Annotated in this window: 16 protein-coding genes; 2 read left to right on the top strand and 14 right to left on the bottom strand. The window is 65.0% G+C overall.

What is annotated here, in order from left to right:
* The first annotated feature begins 175 nt into the window (after window positions 1-175).
* Window positions 176-2,314, top strand: coding sequence for a methionine--tRNA ligase (metG, locus tag NCR34_RS04050; RefSeq protein WP_250499130.1), 2,139 nt, complete (start codon window positions 176-178; stop codon window positions 2,312-2,314).
* A gap of 127 nt (window positions 2,315-2,441) precedes the next feature.
* On the opposite strand, the gene NCR34_RS04045 is transcribed toward metG, so the two are convergent.
* The 10 genes from NCR34_RS04045 to NCR34_RS04000 all read right to left on the bottom strand — a co-directional run bounded on the left by NCR34_RS04045 (window position 2,442) and on the right by NCR34_RS04000 (window position 13,554).
* Window positions 2,442-3,386, bottom strand: a complete 945-nt coding sequence (locus NCR34_RS04045) for an amidohydrolase family protein (protein WP_250499129.1) — start codon at window positions 3,384-3,386, stop codon at window positions 2,442-2,444.
* Window positions 3,383-4,699 (bottom strand): MFS transporter, encoded by a 1,317-nt coding sequence (locus tag NCR34_RS04040; protein WP_250499128.1) that lies wholly within the window; start codon window positions 4,697-4,699, stop codon window positions 3,383-3,385. The genes NCR34_RS04045 and NCR34_RS04040 overlap by 4 nt, the downstream gene beginning before the upstream one ends.
* A 14-nt stretch (window positions 4,700-4,713) precedes the next feature.
* A complete protein-coding gene (locus NCR34_RS04035) occupies window positions 4,714-5,952 on the bottom strand; it encodes an MFS transporter (RefSeq protein WP_250499127.1) in 1,239 nt (412 codons plus the stop codon).
* Complete coding sequence (locus tag NCR34_RS04030) at window positions 5,949-7,235, bottom strand: MFS transporter (RefSeq protein ID WP_250499126.1); 1,287 nt, start codon at window positions 7,233-7,235, stop codon at window positions 5,949-5,951. The genes NCR34_RS04035 and NCR34_RS04030 overlap by 4 nt, the downstream gene beginning before the upstream one ends.
* Entirely contained in the window at window positions 7,232-8,296 is a 1,065-nt protein-coding gene (locus NCR34_RS04025; protein WP_250499125.1) for an amidohydrolase family protein, read from the bottom strand. Before NCR34_RS04025 ends, NCR34_RS04030 begins: the two co-directional genes overlap by 4 nt.
* Window positions 8,297-8,309: 13 nt before the next feature.
* On the bottom strand, window positions 8,310-9,461 hold the full coding sequence (locus tag NCR34_RS04020; protein WP_502800041.1) for a porin: 1,152 nt from the start codon (window positions 9,459-9,461) through the stop codon (window positions 8,310-8,312).
* A gap of 42 nt (window positions 9,462-9,503) precedes the next feature.
* Entirely contained in the window at window positions 9,504-10,883 is a 1,380-nt protein-coding gene (locus tag NCR34_RS04015) for an MFS transporter (protein WP_250499123.1), read from the bottom strand.
* Between the two features lie 84 nt (window positions 10,884-10,967).
* Window positions 10,968-11,894, bottom strand: coding sequence for an SMP-30/gluconolactonase/LRE family protein (locus tag NCR34_RS04010; RefSeq protein ID WP_250499122.1), 927 nt, complete (start codon window positions 11,892-11,894; stop codon window positions 10,968-10,970).
* Between the two features lie 20 nt (window positions 11,895-11,914).
* Entirely contained in the window at window positions 11,915-12,862 is a 948-nt protein-coding gene (locus tag NCR34_RS04005) for a hydroxyacid dehydrogenase (RefSeq protein ID WP_250499121.1), read from the bottom strand.
* On the bottom strand, window positions 12,862-13,554 hold the full coding sequence (locus tag NCR34_RS04000; RefSeq protein WP_250499120.1) for an RraA family protein: 693 nt from the start codon (window positions 13,552-13,554) through the stop codon (window positions 12,862-12,864). Before NCR34_RS04000 ends, NCR34_RS04005 begins: the two co-directional genes overlap by 1 nt.
* A 166-nt stretch (window positions 13,555-13,720) precedes the next feature.
* Here NCR34_RS04000 and NCR34_RS03995 point away from each other — a divergent pair, with 166 nt between their 5' ends.
* Window positions 13,721-14,449 (top strand): IclR family transcriptional regulator, encoded by a 729-nt coding sequence (locus NCR34_RS03995; protein WP_206470315.1) that lies wholly within the window; start codon window positions 13,721-13,723, stop codon window positions 14,447-14,449.
* A gap of 53 nt (window positions 14,450-14,502) precedes the next feature.
* Here NCR34_RS03995 and NCR34_RS03990 read toward each other — a convergent pair whose 3' ends face one another.
* From NCR34_RS03990 to NCR34_RS03975, 4 genes are all read right to left on the bottom strand, one after another.
* Complete coding sequence (locus tag NCR34_RS03990; protein WP_250499119.1) at window positions 14,503-15,213, bottom strand: IclR family transcriptional regulator; 711 nt, start codon at window positions 15,211-15,213, stop codon at window positions 14,503-14,505.
* Window positions 15,210-16,442 carry an alpha-hydroxy acid oxidase gene (locus NCR34_RS03985; protein ID WP_250499118.1) on the bottom strand — a complete coding sequence of 411 codons (1,233 nt, stop codon included), beginning with the start codon at window positions 16,440-16,442 and terminating at the stop codon, window positions 15,210-15,212. The genes NCR34_RS03990 and NCR34_RS03985 overlap by 4 nt, the downstream gene beginning before the upstream one ends.
* 366 nt (window positions 16,443-16,808) lie before the next feature.
* Window positions 16,809-20,942, bottom strand: coding sequence for a translocation/assembly module TamB domain-containing protein (locus NCR34_RS03980; RefSeq protein ID WP_250499117.1), 4,134 nt, complete (start codon window positions 20,940-20,942; stop codon window positions 16,809-16,811).
* Between the two features lie 7 nt (window positions 20,943-20,949).
* The gene (locus NCR34_RS03975) at window positions 20,950-22,677 is read right to left on the bottom strand and encodes an autotransporter assembly complex protein TamA (protein WP_284506479.1); all 1,728 of its coding nucleotides are present in this window, start codon (window positions 22,675-22,677) and stop codon (window positions 20,950-20,952) included.
* Window positions 22,678-22,783 lie beyond the last annotated feature (106 nt).

Here is a 22,783-nt window from a genome sequence, read left to right as displayed (position 1 = left end):
TCGATCAACCATAGCACAACATTTGCGTTGCATTTTGTCGTGATGCGTAGCGCGCTTCACCTGGCGGGTTGATTTGCCCGGCGCAACCCGCAGCCGCGCGTGCTGCCCGCCCGCCCTGCTAAAATCGACATTCCCCTTTTCACCCGCTTCCAGCACTCCTTCGGGCCGCGCCTCCATGTCAGCATCGTCAGCACCGATTTCCGCCACCGCGTCCGCCGCTTCGGCCAACGAAGGCGGCCGCCGCCAGATTCTCGTCACGTCCGCGCTTCCCTATGCGAACGGCCAGATTCATATCGGCCACATGGTCGAGTACATCCAGACCGACATCTGGGTGCGGACGCTGCGCATGCACGGCCACGAGGTCTACTATGTCGGCGCCGACGACACGCACGGCACGCCCATCATGCTGCGCGCCGAAAAGGAAGGCATCACGCCGAAAGCGCTGATCGAGCGCGTCTGGAAGGAGCACAAGCGCGATTTCGACAGCTTCGGCATCTCGTTCGACAACTACTATTCGACCGACGCCGAAGAAAACCGCGTGCTGTGCGACTCCATCTACACCGCGCTTCAGCAAGCCGGCCTGATCGAAGCACGCGATATCGAGCAAGCCTACGATCCGGTCAAGGAAATGTTCCTGCCGGACCGCTTCATCAAGGGCGAGTGCCCGAAGTGCGGCGCGAAAGACCAATACGGCGACAACTGCGAAGTCTGCGGCTCCACGTATCAGCCGACCGAGCTCATCAATCCGTATTCGGTGGTGTCGGGCGCGACGCCCATCCGCAAGACGTCGACGCATTACTTCTTCCGCCTGTCCGATCCGCGTTGCGAAGACTTCCTGCGCGGCTGGGTCGGCGGACTCGCGCAAGCCGAAGCGACCAACAAGATGCGCGAATGGCTCGGCGACAAGGGCGAAGCCAAGCTTGCCGACTGGGACATTTCGCGCGACGCGCCGTATTTCGGCTTCGAGATTCCCGGCGCGCCGGGCAAGTATTTCTACGTGTGGGTGGACGCGCCCGTCGGCTATTACGCGAGCTTCAAGAATCTGGCGGATCGCATCGGCGTGGATTTCGACGCGTGGGTGAAGCCCGGCTCGAAGGCGGAGCAATATCACTTCATCGGCAAGGACATCCTGTATTTCCACACGCTGTTCTGGCCCGCGATGCTCCAGTTCTCCGGCCACCGCACGCCCACGAACGTGTTCGCGCACGGCTTCCTGACCGTGGATGGCGCGAAGATGTCGAAGTCGCGCGGCACGTTCATCACCGCGCAAAGCGTGATCGACACGGGCATCAATCCGGAGTGGCTGCGCTATTACTTCGCCGCGAAGCTGAACAGCACCATGGAAGACATCGATCTGAACCTCGACGACTTCCAGGCGCGCGTGAACAGCGATCTGGTCGGCAAGTACGTGAACATCGCGAGCCGCGCGGCGGGCTTCCTCATCAAACGCTTCGATGGCCGCGTGCAGGACAGCGCCATGCAGCATTCGCTTATCGCGCAACTGCGCGGCGCCATTCCGCAGATCGCGGCGTTCTACGAATCGCGCGAATACGGCCGCGCGCTGCGCACGACGATGGAACTCGCCGACGCCGTCAACGCATACGTCGATACCGCGAAGCCGTGGGAACAGGCGAAAGACCCCGCGAACGCGGTCGCGCTGCATGAGACGTGCAGCGTGAGCCTCGAAGCGTTCCGGCTGCTTTCATTGGCGCTGAAGCCCGTGATGCCGAAGCTCGTCGAATCCGTGGAAGCGTTCCTCGGCATCGCGCCGCTCGCATGGGCCGATGCCGAGCGCCCGCTCTCGTCCGCGAATGCGATCAACGCGTACAAGCATCTGACGACGCGCGTCGATCCGAAGCAGATCGAGGCGCTGCTCGCGGCGAACCGCGAATCGCTGCAACCGGCCGCGCCGGAAGCGAGCGCAGCTGCGCCGAAGGCCGCGGCAACGAAGGAGCCGAAGCAACAGGACAACGGCGTCATTTCCATTGACGATTTCGCGAAGGTCGATTTGCGCATCGCGAAGATCGTCGACTGCAAGGCAGTGGAAGGCTCCGACAAGCTGCTGCAACTGACGCTCGATATCGGCGAGGAGAAGACGCGTAACGTGTTCTCCGGCATCAAGTCGGCATATCAGCCGCAGGACCTCGTCGGCAAGCTGACGGTGATGGTCGCCAATCTCGCGCCGCGCAAGATGAAGTTCGGCATGTCCGAAGGCATGGTGCTCGCCGCGTCCGCCACGGACGAAAAGGCCGAACCGGGGCTCTACATTCTGGAGCCGCATAGCGGCGCGAAGCCGGGCATGCGCGTGAAGTAACGCGCGGCGTCGTGGAAGAAAGGGCACGCGAGCGATCGTGTGCCCTTTTATTTTGGTTGATCGTCAATCTGCGGGGACCGACTTCGCCTGATTGGAACAGGATGAGCGTTCCGAGATGGACCACCGCCTACGCGGCATCGAACCCGTAAAGCCTCGTCGGATTCGTCACGAATATCATCCGCTGCCACTCCGGCCTGGCGATCCAGCCCGCGATGACATCGACCAGGCTGGCGTCGTCCGGCTTGCCCGATGTCTGCGTCGGATGCGGCCAGTCCGTGCCCCAGAGCATGCGCTCAGGGGCCAAGGCGATGAGCGCCCTGGCGACCGGCGCCACGTCTTCATAGCCGGGCGCGCCCGTCTTGCTGTCCACGTACGGCCCGGACAACGTGATCCACGTGTTGCCCCTCTCGACGAGACGCTGCACCGTACGCAGCGCGTCGCTGGAGGCTCCACCGGGCTGCGGCACGTGCGCGATATGGTCGATGACGAGCGGGCAAGGCAGCGCCGCGAGGTGCCCCTCCAGTTGCGGCAGCTTCGCGCCTTGCACGACGAGTTCGATATGCCATCCCATCGGAGCGATGCGCTTTGCCAGCGGCGCGAGCATCTCCAGCGTCGTCGCGCCGGGATAGCTCAGATTGAATCGGATGCCGCGCACGCCGGCGCCGTTCAACGCATGAAGCTCGTCATCCGTCACCGACGTATCGACGACCGCAATGCCGCGCGCGTCGTTGCCGAAGCGCTTCAACGCTTCCACGGTGCATCGGTTGTCGGTGCCGTATGTCGATGGCGTCACGACGACGTTGCGCCGTATCCCGAGCCGCGTCTGCAACTGCCGATACTGCTCGACCGTCGCATTGGGCGGCCGCAGTTTGGTGCCAGGCGCCACCGGAAAGCGATCGTCATAGATATGCATGTGACAATCGACGGCATGCTCCGGCAAGGCGAAGGACGGTCGCTCCGAACCGCTCGACCAGGTTTCCTCGGCCGCCGCCGTGCGAGGCAGCGCGGCCGTCGCGAGGGACGCGCAAGCCAGTTCCAGAAAGCCGCGTCGCGACAGACCCTTGCTGCTCATGCCGCCTCCGTCTTGCCGACCATGCGCCCGGATTGACCCTTGCGCGTCAGAAGGAGCAGCGTGGCGACGCTGACCAGCGTCAGGATGCCGAGCGGCATCAGCGCGAGCGAATAGCTGCCCGTCGCCGCCTTGACCCAGCCGTAGACGTTGACCATCAGGCCGCCACCCAGCAAGTTCGCGATGGCATTGACGGTGGCCAGCCCCGCCGCGATCGTGCTGTTCGACAGCATGTCCGATGCGAGCGCCCAGAACGGTCCCTTGAACGCATAGGCGCCGACGAGCACGCAGCACAGCATGCACACGGTGGGCACCAGCGAGCCGCTGAGCGACGTGGCGAAGAGACCGCCGCCGATCAAGAGCATCGGCACGACCGTATGCCAGCGATGCTCCTTCGTGCGGTCGGAATGACGGCCCCAGAAGATCATCAGAATCGACGCCAGTGCGTACGGCACGGCGTTCAGCATGCCCGTCTGCAGCACGGTCAAGCCATACGACTTCAACAACTGCGGCTGCCACACCGACAACGTGCTGCCCGCAGCGGACGCACAGGTATCGACGAGCGCGAGACACAGCACGTAGCGGTTGCGAAAGAGCTTGGTCAGCGGCATCGGCGCGACCTTCTTCGGCTGTGCATTCTCCGCGGCGAGCGCGCCGAGCAGCCACGTGCGCTCGTCTTCGTTCAGCCATGTCGCCTTGGCGGGCTTGTCGGTCAGCATGAAGAGGCACGCGATGCCGAGCAGCACCGTCGGCACTCCTTCGAGGATAAAGAGCCAGTGCCAGCCGCGCAGACCCGCAATGCCGTCCATCTGCAGCAAGAGCGCGGAGATGGGCGACCCGATGAAGCTCGCCGCCGGAATCGACACCATGAAGGTCGCGACGACGCGCGCGCGATACGCCTTCGGCACCCAGTAGGACAGATAGAGCAGCACGCCCGGCGCAAAGCCGGCTTCGGCCGCGCCGAGCAGAAAGCGCAGGATATAGAACGTCGTGGCGTTGTGCACGAGCGCGGTCGCCGCCGACACCAGCCCCCACGTAATCATGATCCGCGCGATCCAGACGCGCGCGCCGTACTTTTCGAGCGCGAGGTTGCTCGGCACTTCGCAGATGAAGTAGGACACGAAGAACAGACTCGCGCCGAAGCCGAACACTTTCGCGGACATGCCGATGTCGTGATTCATCTGGAGCGACGCCATGCCGACGTTGCCGCGATCGATGAACGCCATCAGATAACAGATCATCAGGAACGGCAGCAGCCGCCAGATGACCTTTCGCATCGTATGCCGCTCGAGTGTCGTGGTGCTTGCAATTGACATGTTCGTCTCCGACTTTATGCGCCTTCGCGCTGTAGTTTGAATCGTTGCCACGCGACGATGGACAGGACGCCCACCGCGAGCACCACCGCCATCGCCGCGAATGTGTGGCGCACGCCGAGCGCCTCGGATATCGTGCCGACGAGCAGATAACCGAACGGCATCGTCCCGTTGTAGGCCATGCCGTACATGCCGACGAGTCCGCCGCGAACGTGCTCGGGGCAGCGGCGCTGGATGGTCGCGTTCGTCGATGTCGCCGCGAACGTGAGGCTGAAGCCCAGCGCGTAGAACGCGGGCATCGATGCGCCTACCGCGCTCGTCGTGGCGAGCACCATCAGCGCGATGATCGCGGTCCACGGCGCCCACGCGATGAACCGCGCCGACGCGCGCGGACCCAGCGCCGACGAGAGCAGCACGGCCGAACTCAGCGAACCCGCGCCCGCGCAAGCGAAGAACACGCCCGTGAAACGCGCGGCGTCGTGGAACGCGCGGTCCGCGAGAAGCGGCACGAGCGTCTGGTAGCTCGCCGCGAAAAGGCCGATGCAAGCGAGGATCGGCAGATAGCGCGCGGAAAACGCGTCCGACATCACATAGCCCACGGCGTCGCGCAAGCTGCTGTCCGCGCGCGAGGCCCGTGCCTCCGTGGACAGTCGAATCGAACGCACGCATATCGCCATGAAACACAGCGCGAGCGCGTAGATCGCGAACGATGCGCGCGGACCGAGCGTCGGATAGACGAATCCCGCAATCGTCGGGCCGACCATGCGGCCGACGTTATAGACCATGGTGTTCATCGCGACCGCGTTCGATGTCAGGCTCGTATCGCGCAGGCTCGTCAGCAGCAACACCTGACGCGCGGGCACTTCGATCGCACTCGAAATGCCGATCGCCAGCGCGTGCGCGAGAATCAGCGGCACATTCAGCAGATGCAATGCGGACAGCGTGATCAGACTGCCCGTCAAAATGAGCGACGCCGTGAGCACGCACAGCGTCACGCGACGCGCGTTCTCCGCGCGAATGCGCGATCCGGCGACGGGCGCGACGACCAGTTGCGGCCCGTACAACAGGAAGTTGAGCAGCGCGAGGATCGCCGCCGAACCCGACAGGTGATACACGAGCAGGTTCAGCGTCACGTTCTGCGTCCAGCTTCCCAGCACCGACGCGACCTGCCCGCTCAGATAGCGCCGCAGCGACGCTTCATTGAGAGCGGGAAAGAGCCTGCCGATCCATCCCGGCTGATGTGCGGCGGTCGTCATGCGAGCGTCTTGCCGCGCGTCTCGGGCGCGAAGAACACGACGATCGCGGCGGCGATGAACGCGACGATGGTCGTCGACAAGCCGAGCACGAAGCCGCCCGCAGTCGTTGCGAGTGTCCCGATGACGAGCGGCGCGATGAATCCACCGAGCCGCCCGCCGTTGTACGCGAGGCCCATGAGAAAGCCGCGCGATGCCGTATTGCCGATGATTTCGGCGAGAAACGGTCCGGCGCCCGCGAAGATGCCGTTCACGCTGAAGCCCGTGAAGAAGATGGCGACCATCAGCACGAGCGCATTCGACGACAGGATGTAGCCGAACACCGCCGCCGCGCCGACGAGCAGATACGCCATGAACATCGGCCGGCGGCCGAGGCGATCGACGAGAGCGGAAAACATCAGAAAGCCGGCGATTGCGCCGAATTGCAGCGCGAGCACGAACTTGAGGCTATGCACGAAATCGAGGTGCTTCACCGTGACGAGGAACGTCGGCGTCCAGGTGAACACGCCCCAGTACAGGTATTGCAGAAAGAAGATGAACATGAACGCAGTGAGCAGACCGCGGACGTTCAGCTTCGCATCGACGGGCGCGGTCTTTGCCTGCGCCCTCGCGCGTTTGCGTTCGAGCCAGATGGGCGACTCGGGCGTCTTGCGCGCGACGAAAAACAGGATGAAGAACGGCAATGCGCCGATCAGGAACAGCACGCGCCATCCGTGGCCCGCGAGACCCTCGTTGACGCCGCTGACGATGCCCGAGATCGTGATCGCGAGGATCGCGCCGATGGGCAGTCCCATCTGCATCAGCGCCCCGCCCTTCCCACGGCGGCTCGCGTGCCACGTTTCGGCGATGAGCGCCGCGCCCGCCGTCCACGTCCCGCCCATGCCGAGCGCGCCGAAGAAGCGGATCGTCGCGAACCAGTGCTCGTTCGGCGCAAACGCGAGCAGCCCGGAGAACAGCGAATAGATGCCGATGCAAAGCAGCGCCGTGCGCACGCGCCCCAGCCGGTCGGACACATAGCCGAACAGGATGCCGCCGAGAATCTGCCCGGCGGCCGTGATGCTCGTGAAAAGCCCGAGCTGGGCTTTCGACAGACCGAACTGCAGCGCAAGCGTCGGCAAGAGAAGCGAGAGGAGGAACGAGTCATAGCTCTCGAACGTCCAGCCGAGACCGGCGAGCGACAGCGAGCGCCACTCCCCGCGCGTGATGTCCTTGTAACGCTTCCCTTCGGCTTGGCTGCCGATTTCCCTTCCGGTTGCGCCCGATGCGACGCTAGCGCTGGTTTTCATGACTCGTCTCCTGGTAGCCGCAGGCGATACGTCGCCGCGGCGGTGCCGCTGAATAGCGCGGATTTTTCATCCGCTGACAATGACTGCGCCAGCCGCTTGAAGGCGTTCCACAGCACGCCGTAGCTGAACATGCCCTTGTCCACGGGGAAGTTGCTCTCGAACATGCAACGCTTCGCGCCGAAGAGTTCGATGCAGGTCTCGAAGTAAGGACGCCACGCAGCGGCGAGTTCCTCCGACGAAGGCGGCGTTTCGCGCGACGCGAAGCCGAACCCGAAGCCGAACCCGAAGCCGAACACGGTCATGCCCGCGCCGCCCAGCTTCATGCGCGTGTTGGGCAGGCTCGCCAGCCGCGCGAGCCCCTGCCGCCATGCGGCGATGACCTGCTCGCGGTTGTTCGCGTGCGGTCCGACGCCGAGCGGGCCGCCGAAGTGGTCGATGACCACGGTCACATCCGGCGCGGCGTTCGCGAGTTCGTACAGCTCCGCGAGTTGCGTGTGATAGACCCACGCGTCCAGCGACAGCCCGTAGCGCGCCAGCGTCTTCACGCCTCGCCGGAAGTCGGCGTTCGCCATGAGATCGCGCGGCGGCGTCACCGGGCTCGAAACCACGTCCGCGCTCGAATGCCACGCCAGCGGATTGCGGATGCCGCGCAAACGGCCGCCCGTGACCTGAAGCATGGCTTCGAGCACGGGCGCGACCGCATCGCCCAGCGCGAGATCCGCGCCGCCGACGATCGCATCGCAGGCTCTCGTCGGTCCATACGCCCCGCTTGCGAACATCGCGGCGATGCCGTTGGCGAACTCCGCTTCGCCGACCGGCTTCATCGCCGCGGGACCGTGCTCGCGCAGCATCGAGCGGCATTGCACATACACGCTCGCTACGATGCGATGCCCGCTGCCGACATCGCGCGCGAACTCGTCCGTCAGATAGCGCCCGCTCTGCCGGTCCCACAGATGATGATGCGCATCGACGATGGGGAGATCCGGCTCCAGAATCGGCTCCTGACGGCGCGCGAGCCATTCTTCGCGGACGGGCAAGTGAGGCGCATGGACGATCTGCACGGCGGTTTCCTCGTCAGAACTTCTGGCGCAGGCCGACTGTGACGCCGGTCTGGTTGTAGCCGGGCGCGACCGTGCCGTAGCCGTTCACGCCAAGCGCCGACTTGTCCTTGTTGTGCGCGTAACCGACGGTCGCGTAGAGGTCGGTGCGCTTCGACAGGAAGTAGTCGGCGTTGATGACGGCCAGCCACGGATCGGCGCCGGTCGAATGAACGTCGTGGTAGTAGCCGACCGCGGTCAACTGGAACGACGGCGTGATCAGATATTGCGCGCCGAGCCAGTACAGGTTGGCGGCATTGGCGGCCGAACCGTTGGCGACGGCGATCGGATTGGCCGGCAGGAATGTGTTCGATGCCCGCAGATAGCGGTAGCCCGCATAAGCCGTCACCGGACCGAAGCTATACGTCGCGGCGGCGAGCGCGCGGCGCTCAGTGCTCGTGTTAGTGGTCAGCGTGTTGCTGTTGCGCTGTTCGTAGACGGCGGTCGCCGCGATCGGGCCGCTCGCATAGGTCAACGCGCCGCTGAAGAACCGGCCGGTGATGAGCGCGCCGGGCACTTCGGAACCGTAGCCCGTGTCGTAGCGCGTGCTGTACATCGCCTGCGCGGTCAGCGGACCGAACTTGCCGGTGTACTTCACCGAATTGTCGATGCGAGCGGCGAGCGCATAGTCGAGCGACAGCGCTGAGTACCGCGACGAGACGCCCATCGGATCGAACGTCACCGACTGTTCGTAAATCAGCGCGTTCTGGCGACCCAGCGTCAACTGCTGCCCTTTGTAGCTGAGACCGACCCACGCCTGCCGACCGAAGAGGCGCGAGGTCGTCGTCGGGTTCGTGCCGAGGCCGCGGGTCGACTGCGAGCTCGTTCCGTCGTTGATATTGAAGCCGGCCTCGAGGTTGAACAGCGCCTTCAGCCCGCCGCCCATGTCTTCGACGCCCTTCAGGCCCCAGCGCGAGCCGGAGAGATTGCCGGACACTTCTCTCACTTGCGATCCGCCGGCACTGGTGTTGTTCAGATACTCGACGCCGACATCGGCGATGCCGTACAGCGTCACGCTGCTTTGCGCGCGCGCCGCGCCGGACGCGCACGTCATGCTTGCGACTGCGACCGTCCCAAGCGCAAGACCGGTTCTAAGCTTGGCTTTCTTGTGAGCCTTCTTCACGGACATTTCGTCTCCAAACAGGGTTATAAATTTTGTGGACGCAGGCTTTCACGACTTGCGCGCGGCGCTGGCTTCGCCGGCATTCGCGCCGGGATCGCCGAGCCATGCGATCGTCAGCGCGCCGATCAGCAGCACGGCGGAGACGGCCAGCAGCGGCAGCGTGAAGCCGCCGGACATCTGCTTGAGCGCGCCGATCATCGACGGTCCCGCGAAGCCGCCGAGATTGCCGACGGACACGATGAGCGCGAGGCCGCCCGCCGCGGCGCGGCCGGTGAGAAAGCTGGAGGGAATCGCCCAGTACGTCGCCTGGAACGCGAGAATTCCGCTGACGGTGAAACACAGGGCGATGAGCTTGAGGAGCGGCACGTCGGTCAGCGCGCTGCATGCGAGCGCGGCGGCGGCGACCAGCAAAGCGCCGGCGACGTACGGCACGCGCTTTTGCGCCTTGTTCGCCACGCGCGCCCACCACAGCATCGCGAACGCGCCGATCAGGTAAGGAAGCGCCGTCAGCCAGCCGACGACCGAGTGCGTGACGCCGAACTGCTTGATGATCTGCGGCATCCACAAGCCGACGCCCACCGATCCGACGATCCCGCAGAAGTTGATGAACGCGAGCACGAACACCCGCCAGTTGGTCATGGCGTCGCGCAACGTGCTGCCGTGCTTGCTGCCGATATCCTTCTGTTCCGCGGCGAGGCGCCGGGCGAGCGTGGCCTTCTCCTCGTCGCTGAGCCAGCTGGCCTTGTCGGGACGATCCGCGAGGATGAACAAACATGCAACGCCGAGCAGCACGGCGGGCAGGCCTTCGATCAGCAGCAGCCATTGCCAGCTTTTCAGGCCGTGCAGTCCGCCCAGCTGAAGCAGCGCGCCGGAGATCGGCGAGCCGATCATGTTCGCGACGGGAATGCCGACGAGGAACGCGGCCGTCACCTTGGCGCGCCATTTGCCGGGAAACCAGTGCGTGAAATAGAGATAGATGCCGGGCGTGAATCCGGCTTCCGCGATGCCGAGCAGGAACCGCGCGCCGGCGAAGCTCTTCGGGCCGACGACGAACGCGGTCAGCATCGAGCACACGCCCCAGGTGATCATGATGCGCGCGATCCAGACCCGCGCCCCGACCCTCTGCATGATGAGGTTGCTCGGAATCTCGAACAGGAAGTAGCCGATCGAAAACAGTCCGGCAGCGAGGCCGAATTGCTCGCCTGTGAGACCGAGGTCTTTGTTCATCGTCAGCGCGGCGAAGCCGACATTCGTTCGGTCGAGATAGCTGACGACGTAGCAGAGGAAGATGAACGGAAGAATGCGCCGGAACGCCTTCGCGAGCGTGCGTTCGCTGGCCGCGAAGTCTTCGCTGGCGAGCACGGTGCCGCTCGCCGCGTTCTTCGAACGCGCGCTGCGGGTTTCATCGATGGTTTGCGAGAGTTGCATGAGTGGCTCCTCCATCGCGCTGCTTGGGCGCAATGTCTCGACTTCTCGTCGCGCAGGCGTGCATGGCCCGTCGACGACAAAGCCTTAGTATTTCTTCGCTTGTTTGGGAAGCGGTCCGCAAACGCTCATGTCGGCTTTCAACACCAGACCGTTCGTCGACTCCGTCATGTAGAGCGTCTTCATGTCCGCGCCGCCGAAACACAGATTCGTGAGCGACACGCCTTCCTGCGCGGTCAGAATCTCGACCGGCTCGGCGCGGCGATTGAGCACCCACACGCGGCCAAGCCCCGGATTCGCGATGAACAACCGGCCGTCCGAGTCGATCGTGAGACCGTCGGGGCCGCTCGGGCCGTAGGACGTGAAGAACTGCCCGACCTTGCTGACCGAGCCGTCCGCCTGCAACGGCACGCGCCACACGCAGTTGCCGCGCGTCATGCCGACGTAAAGCACCTTCTCGTCCGGCGACAGCACGAGTCCGTTCGGGCTCGGGCAATTACCGAGCAGCATGTCGAGCTTGCCGTCCGGCGACAGCCGATACACGCGGCCTGTCGGATCGTGCAGGCCGGACTGGCCCTGATCCGTGAAATACAGGTTGCCGTGCGAATCGAAGGTCAGGTCGTTCACGCCCTTGAAGCGCTCGGAGTTGCGGCGCTCGAGGTAAGGCTTCACTTCCCCGCGCTCGATGTCGAGCAACATCAGGCCGTTGCGATAGTCGGTGATGAGAAGGTGCGCGTCGTCGAACAACTTCATCCCGTTGGGCTCGCCGTCGTACTGCGCGACGAGATCCCACTCGCCCGAGAGCGAAATGCGAAAGATGCGGCCGTAAGGGATGTCGGTCACGTAAAGGTGGCCGCGCGGGTCCCATACAGGACCTTCGAGAAACGAATCGGTGGTCATGCCGCCGCGATTGGCGCGTGCCCAATCCGTCTGCACATCCGCCTTGCGGTACTTCTCCGGCATGCGCGTGAACACCTGCGCTTCGCGCACTTCGGGCGACGTGAGATAGTACATGCTCAGTATTCCTGCGAATGTCACGCCACCTTGCGGGCGTTTTCCTCGATGACCGCGAGCACGTTGGCTGCAGCGCCCTTGCCCATGTTCACGTAGGCCGCTTCGCTGACGCCGCCGACGTGCGGCGACAAAATCAGATTCGGCACGGACTGGAACGGGTGCGGATGCGTCATCGGCTCGACCGCGAAGCTATCGACGCCCGCCGAGCGCAACCGGCCGCTCGCGAGCGCCTCGACGAGCGCGGCTTCGTCGATCAGCCCGCCGCGCGCGGTGTTCACGAGAATCGCGCCCTGCTTCATGCAAGCAAGCGTGTCGCGATTGATCATGTTGCGGTTTTCGTCCGTCAGCGGGCAGTTGAGCGAGAGCACGTCGGCCGCGGCGTAGATGTCGTCCATCGACGCGAGCGTCACGCCGTGCGGCGCTTCCTTCGCGAACGGATCGAACGCGAGCACGTTCATGCCGAACGCGACGCCGATGGCCGCGACGCGACGGCCGATCGAACCCAGCCCGACCACGCCGAGCGTGCGGCCGTCGAGTTCGAAGGACTTGTGCGTGGACTTGTCCCAGTGACCGGCGCGCATGCGAACGTCGAGCTGCGGCACCGACTTCGCGCACGCAAGAATGAGCGCCCACGCGTGCTCGGCGACCGCCGCCGCGTTCGCGCCGACTGCCGCGCGCACCGCGATGCCGCGCGCGGCGGCGGCATCCTGATCGATCACGTCGATGCCGCTGCCGTGCTTCGAAATCACTTGCAAGTTTTCCGCTGCATCCATGATGCGCGCGTTGATCTTGCCGTAACGGACGATGATCGCGACCGGCTTCGTCTTCTCACACAGCGCAACGATGTCGTCTTCGGTCGGCTGCTTGCCGGCGAACACGACCTTGAACGCGTGCAGCATGTCGAGCGCTTGCGGCGCGAGATCGGCGGCCGTGACGAGAACGACGGGCTCCTGAGCAGTCGTGTTCATTACAGAACCTCGCATTCGGCCAGCATGCCCGCCGCGCGCAGTTCCTTGTCGAGCCAGCCAGGACGCACATCCCCCTTGTGGATCGCCGCGATACGCGCCGTTTCCATATCCAGCTTCTTCTGCGCGAGTTCGACGATGCGCGCGACGTCCGCGCGCGGAATCACGACGACGCCGTCGGCATCGCCGACCACGAGATCGCCGGGATTGACCGCCGTGCCGCCTGCGGAAATCGGATGGTTGACGAGACCGGCCACGCTCTTGGTCGGGCCGCACGGATTCAGGCCGGCGGAGAAGATCGGATAGTCGCCGTTCGCGAGTTCGTGCGCGTCGCGCACCGCTGCGTCGATGACGATGCCCGCGATGCCGCTGACCTTCGCCTGCGTCGCCATGATCTCGCCGAGCAGCGCGCAGCTCACGTCGCCCTTGCCGTCCACGACGATCACATCGCCCGGCTTCGCGACCGCCAGCGCGGCGTGGATCGCGAGATTGTCGCCTTGTCGCACCTCGACGGTGATCGCCGGTCCCGCGACTTTCATCTTTGGGGACAGCGGCTTCACGCGGCCGTGCACGGTGCCGCGCCGGCCTGCGACGTCGGCGAGGATGGCGGCCTGGAACTTCGCCGCAGCTTGGACGAGTTCGGGTGAAACGCGCTCGATGTCGCGGATGATCGATTGATTCGTGTCGGTGCTCATGGACTAACCTCAGGGGAGAGTTGTACTGTGTGCAACAGTGGTGTACGAAGTGAAACCACTTTAACGCGCGCTCGATGTGCGAGCCAGTAGCGTTAACCCTTTTACGGTGCGCACCATTGTTTTACTGTGTACAATGCGCCGAGAGGATGAACGTCAAGGGGACGAGATGGGAAACGACGGTGTGGTCGCGGTCGAACGAGCGCTCGGCCTGCTCGACTGCTTCAGGCTCGGCAAGGAAAAACTTTCACTTGCTGCGCTCGCAAGCGCGTCGGGCATGCACAAAACGACGGTTTATCGGCTAATGAACTCGCTCGAACGCATGGGTTACGTCGTGCGTTCCGACGACGGCATGTACGGACTCGGCGCGCGCGTGCTTTATCTGGGCAAGCTGTATGAGCAGTCGTTTCATCTGTCGTCAGTGGTCGAGCCCATACTCTTCGCGCTCGCGGCGCAAACGAAGGAAAGCGCCTCGTATTACGTGCTCGAGAAAAACCAGCGTCTATGCCTGTTCCGCGCGGAGCCGTCCGAGGGTCTGCGCGAGACCCGGCTCGCGGGAACATCGCTTCCGCTCGACGACACCGCGATCGGCCAGGTGATCCGTTACTGGGGACTGCGCGAACCGATCTTTTCGGAGCCGCCGCAGCTTCCGCTTTTCACATCAGGTGCGCGGGACGTGCATACGGCGGCATTCGCCACGCCGGTCTTCGGACCCGATGCCGAATTCATGGCCGCGTTGACGTTGTCCGGCCCCGCCTCGCGCTTGAACGAGGCGCGCGAAACCGGCGAGCTGATTGCGCCGCAACTTCAGGCTGCGTCCGATCTTTCACGACGGCTCGGGGCAAGCATGGCGTTTTGCGAGCGCATGTACGGCACCGGCGAGCGCCGTCAGGCCTGAGCCCACGCAGCGGCCGGCTCGGCAGATTTATGACGCAGATCGACGACGCTGAATCACGGCGCCGCGCCAAGCAATGCGCTGGCAGCGAGCGCTTCGTCGAAGAGTTGCGAGCGGATACGTTCATCGTCCACATCGAAGTGGCCAATCACGCCCGAAAGCGTCAGCACGCCGACGAACGCATCGGACATACCGAAAAGCGGCGCGGCCATCGACGCGAGCAGCGGGTCACCGACGCCCGCCGACGAAACGATGCCCGCCACGCCCGCGCTCGCGAATGCCTGCACGGTTTTGCGCTCGAAGCGTTTGAAAGCGAGACTCGACGCCGACTTGTCCATTGGACGCCGCGTGCCGGCGCGGATCGCCACGCGAACATCACGCTCGGGTTCCGCCCGCAGCAGACAAAGGCGCGCGTCGCCGTCCCGCACATAGACTGACGCGCTCGCGCCGGTTTTCTCGCTGAGCCGCTCGACGACCGGCTGCAATGTCGTCACGAGCCCCACGCTGCTTTCGAATGCACGGCCGAGCTGGGCGGCCTTGTAGCCCAACCGGTACATGCCGTTTTGCTCCTTGTGCACGAAGCCGCGTGCTTCGAGCGAAAGCATGTATCGGAGAATGACGCTCTTGAAGAGCCCCGTTTGCTGTTCCAGATCCGACAGCGACCGGCCGCCAGGTTCGCACAGAAACGCTTCGAGCAAGGAAAGCGTCCTGTCGACAGCGGCCACTGACCGGTCTATTTGTTCGTCATCCTTATTGTGCGATTTCATTGCCCGTACCTTTGGCTTGCAGCCACGCCTTCCGGCAACCTGATCAGGACGTCCGGCGTCAATTCGTCGATGCCAACGACGCCGAGCAAGCCGAGATTGCGTTGCACCTCTGCTTGCAGGATTGCGATTGCGTGCCCGACGCCCGCCTTGCCGGCCACCGAGGCGGCATAGTTGAACGGCCGGCCGACGAAGACGAAATCCGCGCCGAGCGCGAGCGCCTTCAGAACATCGGTACCCCGCCGGACGCCTCCGTCGATCATCACCGCGATGTCGTGACCGACTGCATTCGCGATTCCAGGCAGCACGCGAAGCGGCGCGGCGGTGCCGTCCAGCTGTCGCCCGCCGTGGTTCGAGATGATGATTCCATCGGCGCCGTAATCTCGCGCGGCGATCGCGTCGTCGGTTGCCATGATGCCTTTGATCACGAGCTTTCCGGTCCATTGCGCCCGGATCTGACGCACATGGCTCCAGTTCAGGTGGTCCTTCGCGCCGAAATCGCGCACCACGCGGCCCGAGAAGATGGGCGCGCCCCTCGTCGCATACGAGTTCTCGAAGTGCGGCATGCCGTGATTGACGAGCGTTCTGAGCGCGGTGCCGAAGAGCCACCGAGGGCGCGTGACGCCGTCCCACGCGAGCCGCATGCTCGGCTTAAGCGGTGTCGAAAATCCCGTGCGGATATTGTTCTCGCGATTGGCCAGCACGGCCGTGTCGACTGTCAGAACGAGCGTGTCGTAGCCGGCGCGTTCGACACGTTCGATCAGCGCGCGAATCTTCTCGGGCTCGCCGGGAAGATAGGCCTGAAACCATGTGCCGGACGCTTCCTTGGCCACTGTCTCAAGAGGAATGAGCGACGAGCCGCTCATGATCATCGGGATGCCGGCATCGCGAGCGGCTTGTGCTTGCACGAGGTCGCCACGGTAAGCGGACAATGCGGAAATGCCCATCGGCGCGATGCCGAACGGAGCGCGATACGTCTTGCCGAGCAGTGTCGTCGCTTGCGTGCGCCGGGACACGTCTCGAAGCACGCGCGTCACGAAGCGATATTCCGAATACGCCCGTTCGTTGTCGTCCAGCGATGCGTTGCGCTCGGCCGCACCCGAGATGTACCCGAATATGGGCCGCGGAAGATGCCGCCGCGCGGCGATCTCGAAGTCATCGAGCGACAAGTATCGCCGCAACGCCTTGGGAGCCGGCTGTGCCGGGGCTTGCTTGGTTGGTTCCGCTTTCATCGCCCGCCTCTCGGATGCACGCATGCCATCAGAGGCAAGACATCCATGCTGATTCGTGGACCGCTCCGCGCATTAACGACCGCGCCGTGGCTTTCGAAAAATCATAACGCCGTTATGAAAACGGCGCAACGAGTCGCAGTCAGCGAAGCATTGGACGAAATGTGGTGATCAGCCGAAGCCACGTTTCAGGAGGCTGCGGCTGCTTGGTGGGATCAACGATCAGGACATCGAGGCGATGATCGTGTTTCGGTGGCAGGCGTGGGCGCCGCTGGGCAACTTGAGATGAGAGGGATGCGACTGAAAGTGGCCCGATAACCTGTCGCAAACGGTCCCCGGCGAATCTGCGAAGAGCGCGACGCGCGGCGCTTAGTCCGAATCCACCGCCGTCGCCGATGCCCCGAACGGCGCTGACACGCCCGACGCGCCCGATGCCGCCGAAGGCTGCTCCGCCGACCGCGAATCCGGCGAGCTCGACGCAAAGAGCCGCATCCACGAATTGAACCGCCGCGTGTACGACAGATCGACGCCCTGATACGTGCCGCCATACGCCGTCACGGACCAGAAGCGCGACAGGCTCAACGTCGCCTTGACCGCGTTGGCCGCCGACTGCAGCCCCTGCTCGTAGCCGATCACGAGCCGCTCGTTGATCGCCTTAGAAATCAGCACGACCTGCTGATCCGTCAGCCCGACTTCGCTGGATCCGATGGAGAACTCGTCGAGCCCGAACGTCTGCGCGATGCGCTTGCCGCTCGACCCGCCGAGAAGCGCGAGCGCGCTCGTCATCGCGCTTTGCTGGCCGATGTTGTTGCCCTGATCCGTGCCGTGGCCGAACAGCAGCCACGAAAGCTTTTCATTGTCCGGCACGTTCGGCTCCGAAATGAGCTTCGCCACCGGCGACTGCACGGTGCCCGTCACCTGCACGCCCGCCTCGATTTCCTGATTGCGGCGCATCGCGAGAATATTCAGGCCGGGATTCGTCACCGGGCCGTTGAACGTGAAGAAGCCGTTCTCGATGTTCAGCTTGCGGCCGAACGCCGTGTAGGTCGATCCGGGCGTCACGCGCACGTTGCCGACCGCGCGCAGCGGCATGTTCGGCGCGCTCATCGCGGTGATCGTGCCGGCAAGGCCGAGGTCGGCGCCCGCGCCCTTGAAACGGAACCGCTGCCCGAGGTCGATATCGATATTCGCGCGCGGCGTGAACGGCCCGACCGGTTTCTCCGTCGCGGCTTCGAACGATTTCGCGTTCTCGCCCTTCACCGTGCCGTCCGGACGCATGACCACGACGTCGTCGCCGAGCGCGGGCGCCGAACTTTCCGGCAAGTCGAACAATCCGTGATCGACGGTAAACTTGCCGTTGATCGCCATGCCGCCTTGCAGACCCGCATTCGCGATGCTCGCGCTGCCCGAGAGCATGAGTTGCCGGTCCGGCGACGCGAAGAGTTCGAGCTTGTCCGCGATGATGCTCGCCGTCAGGTCGGGCTGCTGCTGGTCGAGCCGCACCTTGCCGGTCGCGCGCAAGGTGCCGCTCGCGCCGTGGAACTCCACTTGCCGGAAGTCGACGAGATTCTCCGACAGCGCGATCCGGATGATGCCGTCCTTCAACTGCACGCCCTGATCCACGACCGTCGCGGACACGTTGTCGCCCGTCAGCGAACCGGAGAGCGTCGGCTTCGCGACGATGCCCGCGATCGTCAGTTTCAGCGCGAGTCTGCCGCCGAGCAGATAGTTCGCGCCGAGCAGGCCGCCGGTCGTGCGCAGTTCGGGAATGTTTGCGTCGATGGCGCCGGTGAGCGGCGCTTCGTCCGCGACGGTGAGCGCGCCGTCGCGGGTGACGAGCGTCGTGTGCGCGTTCGCGTCGATCACGCCGATGCGGCTCGCCTGCGCATGCAGCGTCGCGTTCAGGCGATTGCCGCCGGTGAAATCCGCGCGCGCGACGATATCGGAAATGCCGAGCGCCGCGACGCCGCGCGTGCCGTCGATGGTCACGTCCCCGGCGCGGCGTTTGATCTGCGCGTAGCCGGTTGCCGTCGAGCCGAGCGAGAAGTTCCAGTCGCCGTCGAAAACGAGATCGGTGCGCAGCGACGATTCCTCGCCCGTCATCTCCCGCCGCACTTCCATCAAACGCGGCACCGAGAGATTCGTGAGCGTGCCGGCTGATTGCATGCGCCCGTTCTCCAGCGCGAACGACTTGAGATCGAGCACCGCGCCCTCCGCGACGAGCCGCGTCGCGCCGAGCACGATGCGCTTCGGCCCGTAGCTCACCGCGAGCGGCGCTTCGAGATTCACCGACGGCGTGCCCTTGTTCGACAGCTTCGTGATGGTGCCGTCCCAGTGCGGGCCGTCGGCGGCGTCGGTGAACTTGCCGTTCGCGCCGAGCGCCAGGTTCACGGCCTGACCCTGAACCTTGCCGGTGGCGGTGACAGCGAGCGTGTGCTGCATGCGCGTGCCGTTCAGATTGGCGTCGAGCGTCGCGACTTCGATGCCCGTCGTGCTCGCGTCGCGCGCCTTCAGCGTGAAGTTCAGCGCGCCGTTTGCGCCGTCGCGGATATCGGCGCGGCCTTCGGCGTGGCCGAGCCGATTCGCGCCGAACACCACGCCATCGGCCTGATAGTTCGCCGCGACATTTGGATGCGCGAGCGAGCCGGTGAGATCGCCGTCCGCCTTCACGGTGCCGGCGATGCCGAAGCCGAGCCGCTCCAGTTGCGGCGCGTCGACGCGAAAGCGCAGCCGGTCGCCGGGCGCGCCGAAACTGCCGTTCAGATCGACATCGTTACCCGCAATCGAAAGCTGCGCCGTGCTCGGCAGCAGGCGCATGCCCGCCACCTGCACCGTGCCTGCGCCGGTGAGCGGCAGGTTGTCGTATGTGCTGTCGTTCAGCTTGAACGTGGCTTTCGTCGTGAGCGTCGGCGCGAGCATGCCCGAGGCGGCGAGCGTGCCGTTCACGCGGGCCTCGATCACGCGCGGCGGCGGTCCTTTCTTCGCGGCAGGCTTCGGCTGAACGAGTTGCTGCGTCAGTTGCAGCGGATTGAAGTCGATGAACTTCGCTTTGACGTCGTAGCTCGAATTCGCGTCTTTCTTCAGCGCGCCGCTCGCCTCCACGCGGCCCTTCGCGACGATCAGCTTCACGTCGTCGAGCGTGGTCGCTTTAGGATCGAGTTTCACCTTCGCCTGCGCGCGGATGGCGGCGCGCGGATCGTTGAGATCGGCGGTGACGGTTTGCGTATCGCCCGCCAGCACGACGCGCACGGGACCCGCGAAGTCCGTCGGCCGCACGCTCGGCTCGATGGCGTTCAGGTCGAGCTTCGCCACGTTCAGGTCGAACTGTCCGTTGCCGCCCGACAGCGCGCCGCCGCCCGTGATCGTCGCGTTCTTCAGAAGCCGCACGTTCAGATCCGCGATGCGCTGCGCCGACGCGTCGAGCCGCACGTTCGCCCGCGCGTCGATGAGCGGCAGCAGCTTCTTGTCGATGGAACCGGGTTTCGCGTTGACGATCGACACCGGCCCGCTCACCACGAAGGTTTTCGCGTCCGGCACCGGCTTCACTTCCGCGCGCACGGCGAGATCGGCGGCGGGCGCGCCCGCGCTGAACGCCTGCGGATTGATGTGATCGGCGGTGACGATGGCGAGCTTGAGCGGCACGTCGGCGAACGGCGTCGCTTCGACGTGCGCCTGGCCCGCGAGCTTCAGGCCGCTCGCATTCACGTCCGCGACGAGGTCTTCGAGCGAACCCGAAAGGCGCGCGCCGACCTGCACCGTCTCGCCGCTGACCTTGCCCGCGTAGGTCACGTCGCCCGTGAGCGGGAACGGCCGCGCGCCGCCGTCGAGCTTCGCGGCCGCCGTCACCGCGCCGAACGGCGTGTCGAGACGCTGCACCGTCGCCTCGTGATGCCGGCCGTCGCTGCGCCCGTTGAAGAGCAGGCGCGAGAATTCGGTGGTCGTCGTCCCCTGATGCAGCCGGAGTTTTTCGACGCTGAGATCGCGGACGACCAGCTGGATCGGCAGGCGCAGGTCCTTCGGCAGTTCAGTCTTCTTGCTCGGCTCATTCGATGGCGCGATGCGCGCGTCGATGGTACCGACATGCAGATAGTCGATGGTAAAGCGCAGCGGTTCGCGCGTGAGCGACCAGCGGCCCGACACGCTGTCGACGGCGATGTCGGTGCCCTTGCCGTCGAGACTCTTCCAGTGGACATCGCGCAATTGCAGGCCCGTGGCGACCGCGCCGCCGTCCAGCTTGCCGGTGAGCCGGCCGCCGAGGAGCGAGGTCGCCGCCTGCCACAGATAGCGCGTGCCCGGCTCGGTCGTGAGCGCGAAGAACACCGTGCCGAGCGCCAGCACGACGATGATCAGAACGATGAGCACCAGCGCCGCGAGCCAGCGCAGCGCGCGCCGCCCGCCGCTGCGGCGCGGCGGCGTTTTCGGCGCTTCGCCGTTGCCGTTGCCATTGCCGCCTGCTTGCGCGTCGGGTTCCGTCATGCGTTCGTTGTCGGGAAGATCGCTCATGGCGTGCTCAGAACGCGATGCCGAGCGTCAGATACGGCTTGATGCTCTTGTTCTTCAGGCCGTAGGCGACGTCCACGTTGACCGGCCCGACCGGGCTGCGCCAGCGTGCGCCGACGCCCACGCCGGGCTGGAACACGCGCTCGTGCCACGTATCGGTCGCCGTGCCGATGTCGAAGAACACCGCGCCGCCCCAGTCGTGCGTGAACCAGTGCTGATACTCGCTGCTGCCCGTCACCATGTACTTGGTCGGCAACACCGAACCGGACACATTGTGGCCGATACCCAGATAGCTATAGCCGCGCACCGAATTCGCGCCGCCCGCGCGGAACAGCAGCGACGCCGGCACGCCGCTCGACGGCCCCGTCGTAAACACGCCGCCGAACTCGGCGCGAAACACCAGCAAATCGTTCTTGCCGAGCGGCAGGTACTGCTGCGCGTTCGTGTAGAGGCGCGCGAACGTCTGATCGGTCATGACGTTTTTCACGGCGAAGCCCGCTTCCGCTCGAATCACGTTGCCGCGGCGCGGGAATAGCGGATCGTCGACGTCGCGGCGCACCCACGTCCACGCGGGCACGAGCGCGCGCGCGGTCGACGGGTTCGGCTCGTTCTGCGTGAGACGGTCGTCGTAAAAGGTCAGGGAGTACGTGGTGTCGATGTTCTGCGTCGAGCGTGAACGCTGCACGCCGACGCGCGCGCTGTAGATCTTCGTATCCGATACGTCCGTGATCGTGTACGAGCCGAACACGGCGTTGACCCAGCCGCGCGAATCCGGCGGCATGGCGAGCTGCACGCGGCCGTACTGCTGCGTCTGGTCGAGGCGTCCGGAGATGGTGAACGGGTACGCCGCGCCGAACGTATTCAGGTAGCTGTAAGCGCCCTGAATGTGGAAGCCCGTGTCCGTCGCGTAGCCGACGCCGTAGCGCACGCTGTTGTACGGATACTCGCTCACCTTGATATGCAGCGGCGTCTCGATAGGTTTGGTGACGTCGTTGCTCGCGTCGATTGCGACGCTCGCGTAATACGGCGTGTTCTGCACCTGCCGCTGAAGCTCGTTGACGCGGGCGATGTCGTAGATTTCGCCTTCGTGGATCGGATTCACGTTCTCGATGATCTTCTGCGGATAACGCTTCGTGCCGCTGATGTCGAGCTTGCCGAAGGTGAAAGTCGGGCCGCTGTCGAACGTGACCGAGAGATCCGCCATCTGCGTGCGCGGATTGATGCGCGCCTGCGACCGCACGATGCGCGCGCCGAGATAGCGGCGCGATTGCAGCGCGCGCAGCGCCGCGCTCTTCGCGTCGTCCCAGGCGTGCTGCGAGAAGGCGTCGCCTTCGTTGACCGAAAACGCGAACCGCGCGGCGTTTTCTTGCTTGCGGTCTTCCGTCGTTACCGCGCCCGTGAACTTCAGGTCCACCGACGCGACTTTCGTCTGCGGACCGGGATCGACGCTGACTTTCACCGAACGCTTCTCGCCCGCCGTGTTGACGTCCGTGCGCACGACCGGCGTGAAATAGCCCTCGGTCGCGACGAGATCGCGCACGTCTTTCGGCGTCGCGGTGACGAGGAACTGGAACTGGTCGTCGCTCACGTCGTCGCGCTTGGCGAACCGCGCGAGGTCGAGATGATCCTGCAACAGCTTCTTGATGCTGCGCGGGGCGTCGATATCCACGTCGTATTTCGCGAAGGCGGGCGTCGCGGCCGCGAGCAATGCAAGCACCGCGAGCGCAGCCGACGCCAGACGGAACCCGGCGACGGCGGCCGGGCGATTGCGGCCAGGAGGCGCAAACGGTTTCGCTGTGCGCGGTGTTGCGGCCAGGTTGCGCAGCGCGCGCAGCGAATCAGAC

This window comes from Caballeronia sp. GAWG1-5s-s (assembly GCF_023631445.1).
Lineage (GTDB): Bacteria > Pseudomonadota > Gammaproteobacteria > Burkholderiales > Burkholderiaceae > Caballeronia.
Note: the sequence above shows the minus strand (reverse complement) of the source record. Positions and strands in the feature narration are given on the sequence as shown.

Coding starts and splice junctions, on each gene's coding strand:
- metG (WP_250499130.1), top strand. CDS start 176: ATGTCAGCATCGTCAGCACCGATTTCCGCCACCGCGTCCGCCGCTTCG.
- NCR34_RS04045 (WP_250499129.1), bottom strand. CDS start 3,386: ATGAGCAGCAAGGGTCTGTCGCGACGCGGCTTTCTGGAACTGGCTTGC.
- NCR34_RS04040 (WP_250499128.1), bottom strand. CDS start 4,699: ATGTCAATTGCAAGCACCACGACACTCGAGCGGCATACGATGCGAAAG.
- NCR34_RS04035 (WP_250499127.1), bottom strand. CDS start 5,952: ATGACGACCGCCGCACATCAGCCGGGATGGATCGGCAGGCTCTTTCCC.
- NCR34_RS04030 (WP_250499126.1), bottom strand. CDS start 7,235: ATGAAAACCAGCGCTAGCGTCGCATCGGGCGCAACCGGAAGGGAAATC.
- NCR34_RS04020 (WP_502800041.1), bottom strand. CDS start 9,461: ATGTCCGTGAAGAAGGCTCACAAGAAAGCCAAGCTTAGAACCGGTCTT.
- NCR34_RS04015 (WP_250499123.1), bottom strand. CDS start 10,883: ATGCAACTCTCGCAAACCATCGATGAAACCCGCAGCGCGCGTTCGAAG.
- NCR34_RS04010 (WP_250499122.1), bottom strand. CDS start 11,894: ATGTACTATCTCACGTCGCCCGAAGTGCGCGAAGCGCAGGTGTTCACG.
- NCR34_RS04005 (WP_250499121.1), bottom strand. CDS start 12,862: ATGAACACGACTGCTCAGGAGCCCGTCGTTCTCGTCACGGCCGCCGAT.
- NCR34_RS04000 (WP_250499120.1), bottom strand. CDS start 13,554: ATGAGCACCGACACGAATCAATCGATCATCCGCGACATCGAGCGCGTT.
- NCR34_RS03995 (WP_206470315.1), top strand. CDS start 13,721: ATGGGAAACGACGGTGTGGTCGCGGTCGAACGAGCGCTCGGCCTGCTC.
- NCR34_RS03990 (WP_250499119.1), bottom strand. CDS start 15,213: ATGAAATCGCACAATAAGGATGACGAACAAATAGACCGGTCAGTGGCC.
- NCR34_RS03985 (WP_250499118.1), bottom strand. CDS start 16,442: ATGAAAGCGGAACCAACCAAGCAAGCCCCGGCACAGCCGGCTCCCAAG.
- NCR34_RS03980 (WP_250499117.1), bottom strand. CDS start 20,942: ATGAGCGATCTTCCCGACAACGAACGCATGACGGAACCCGACGCGCAA.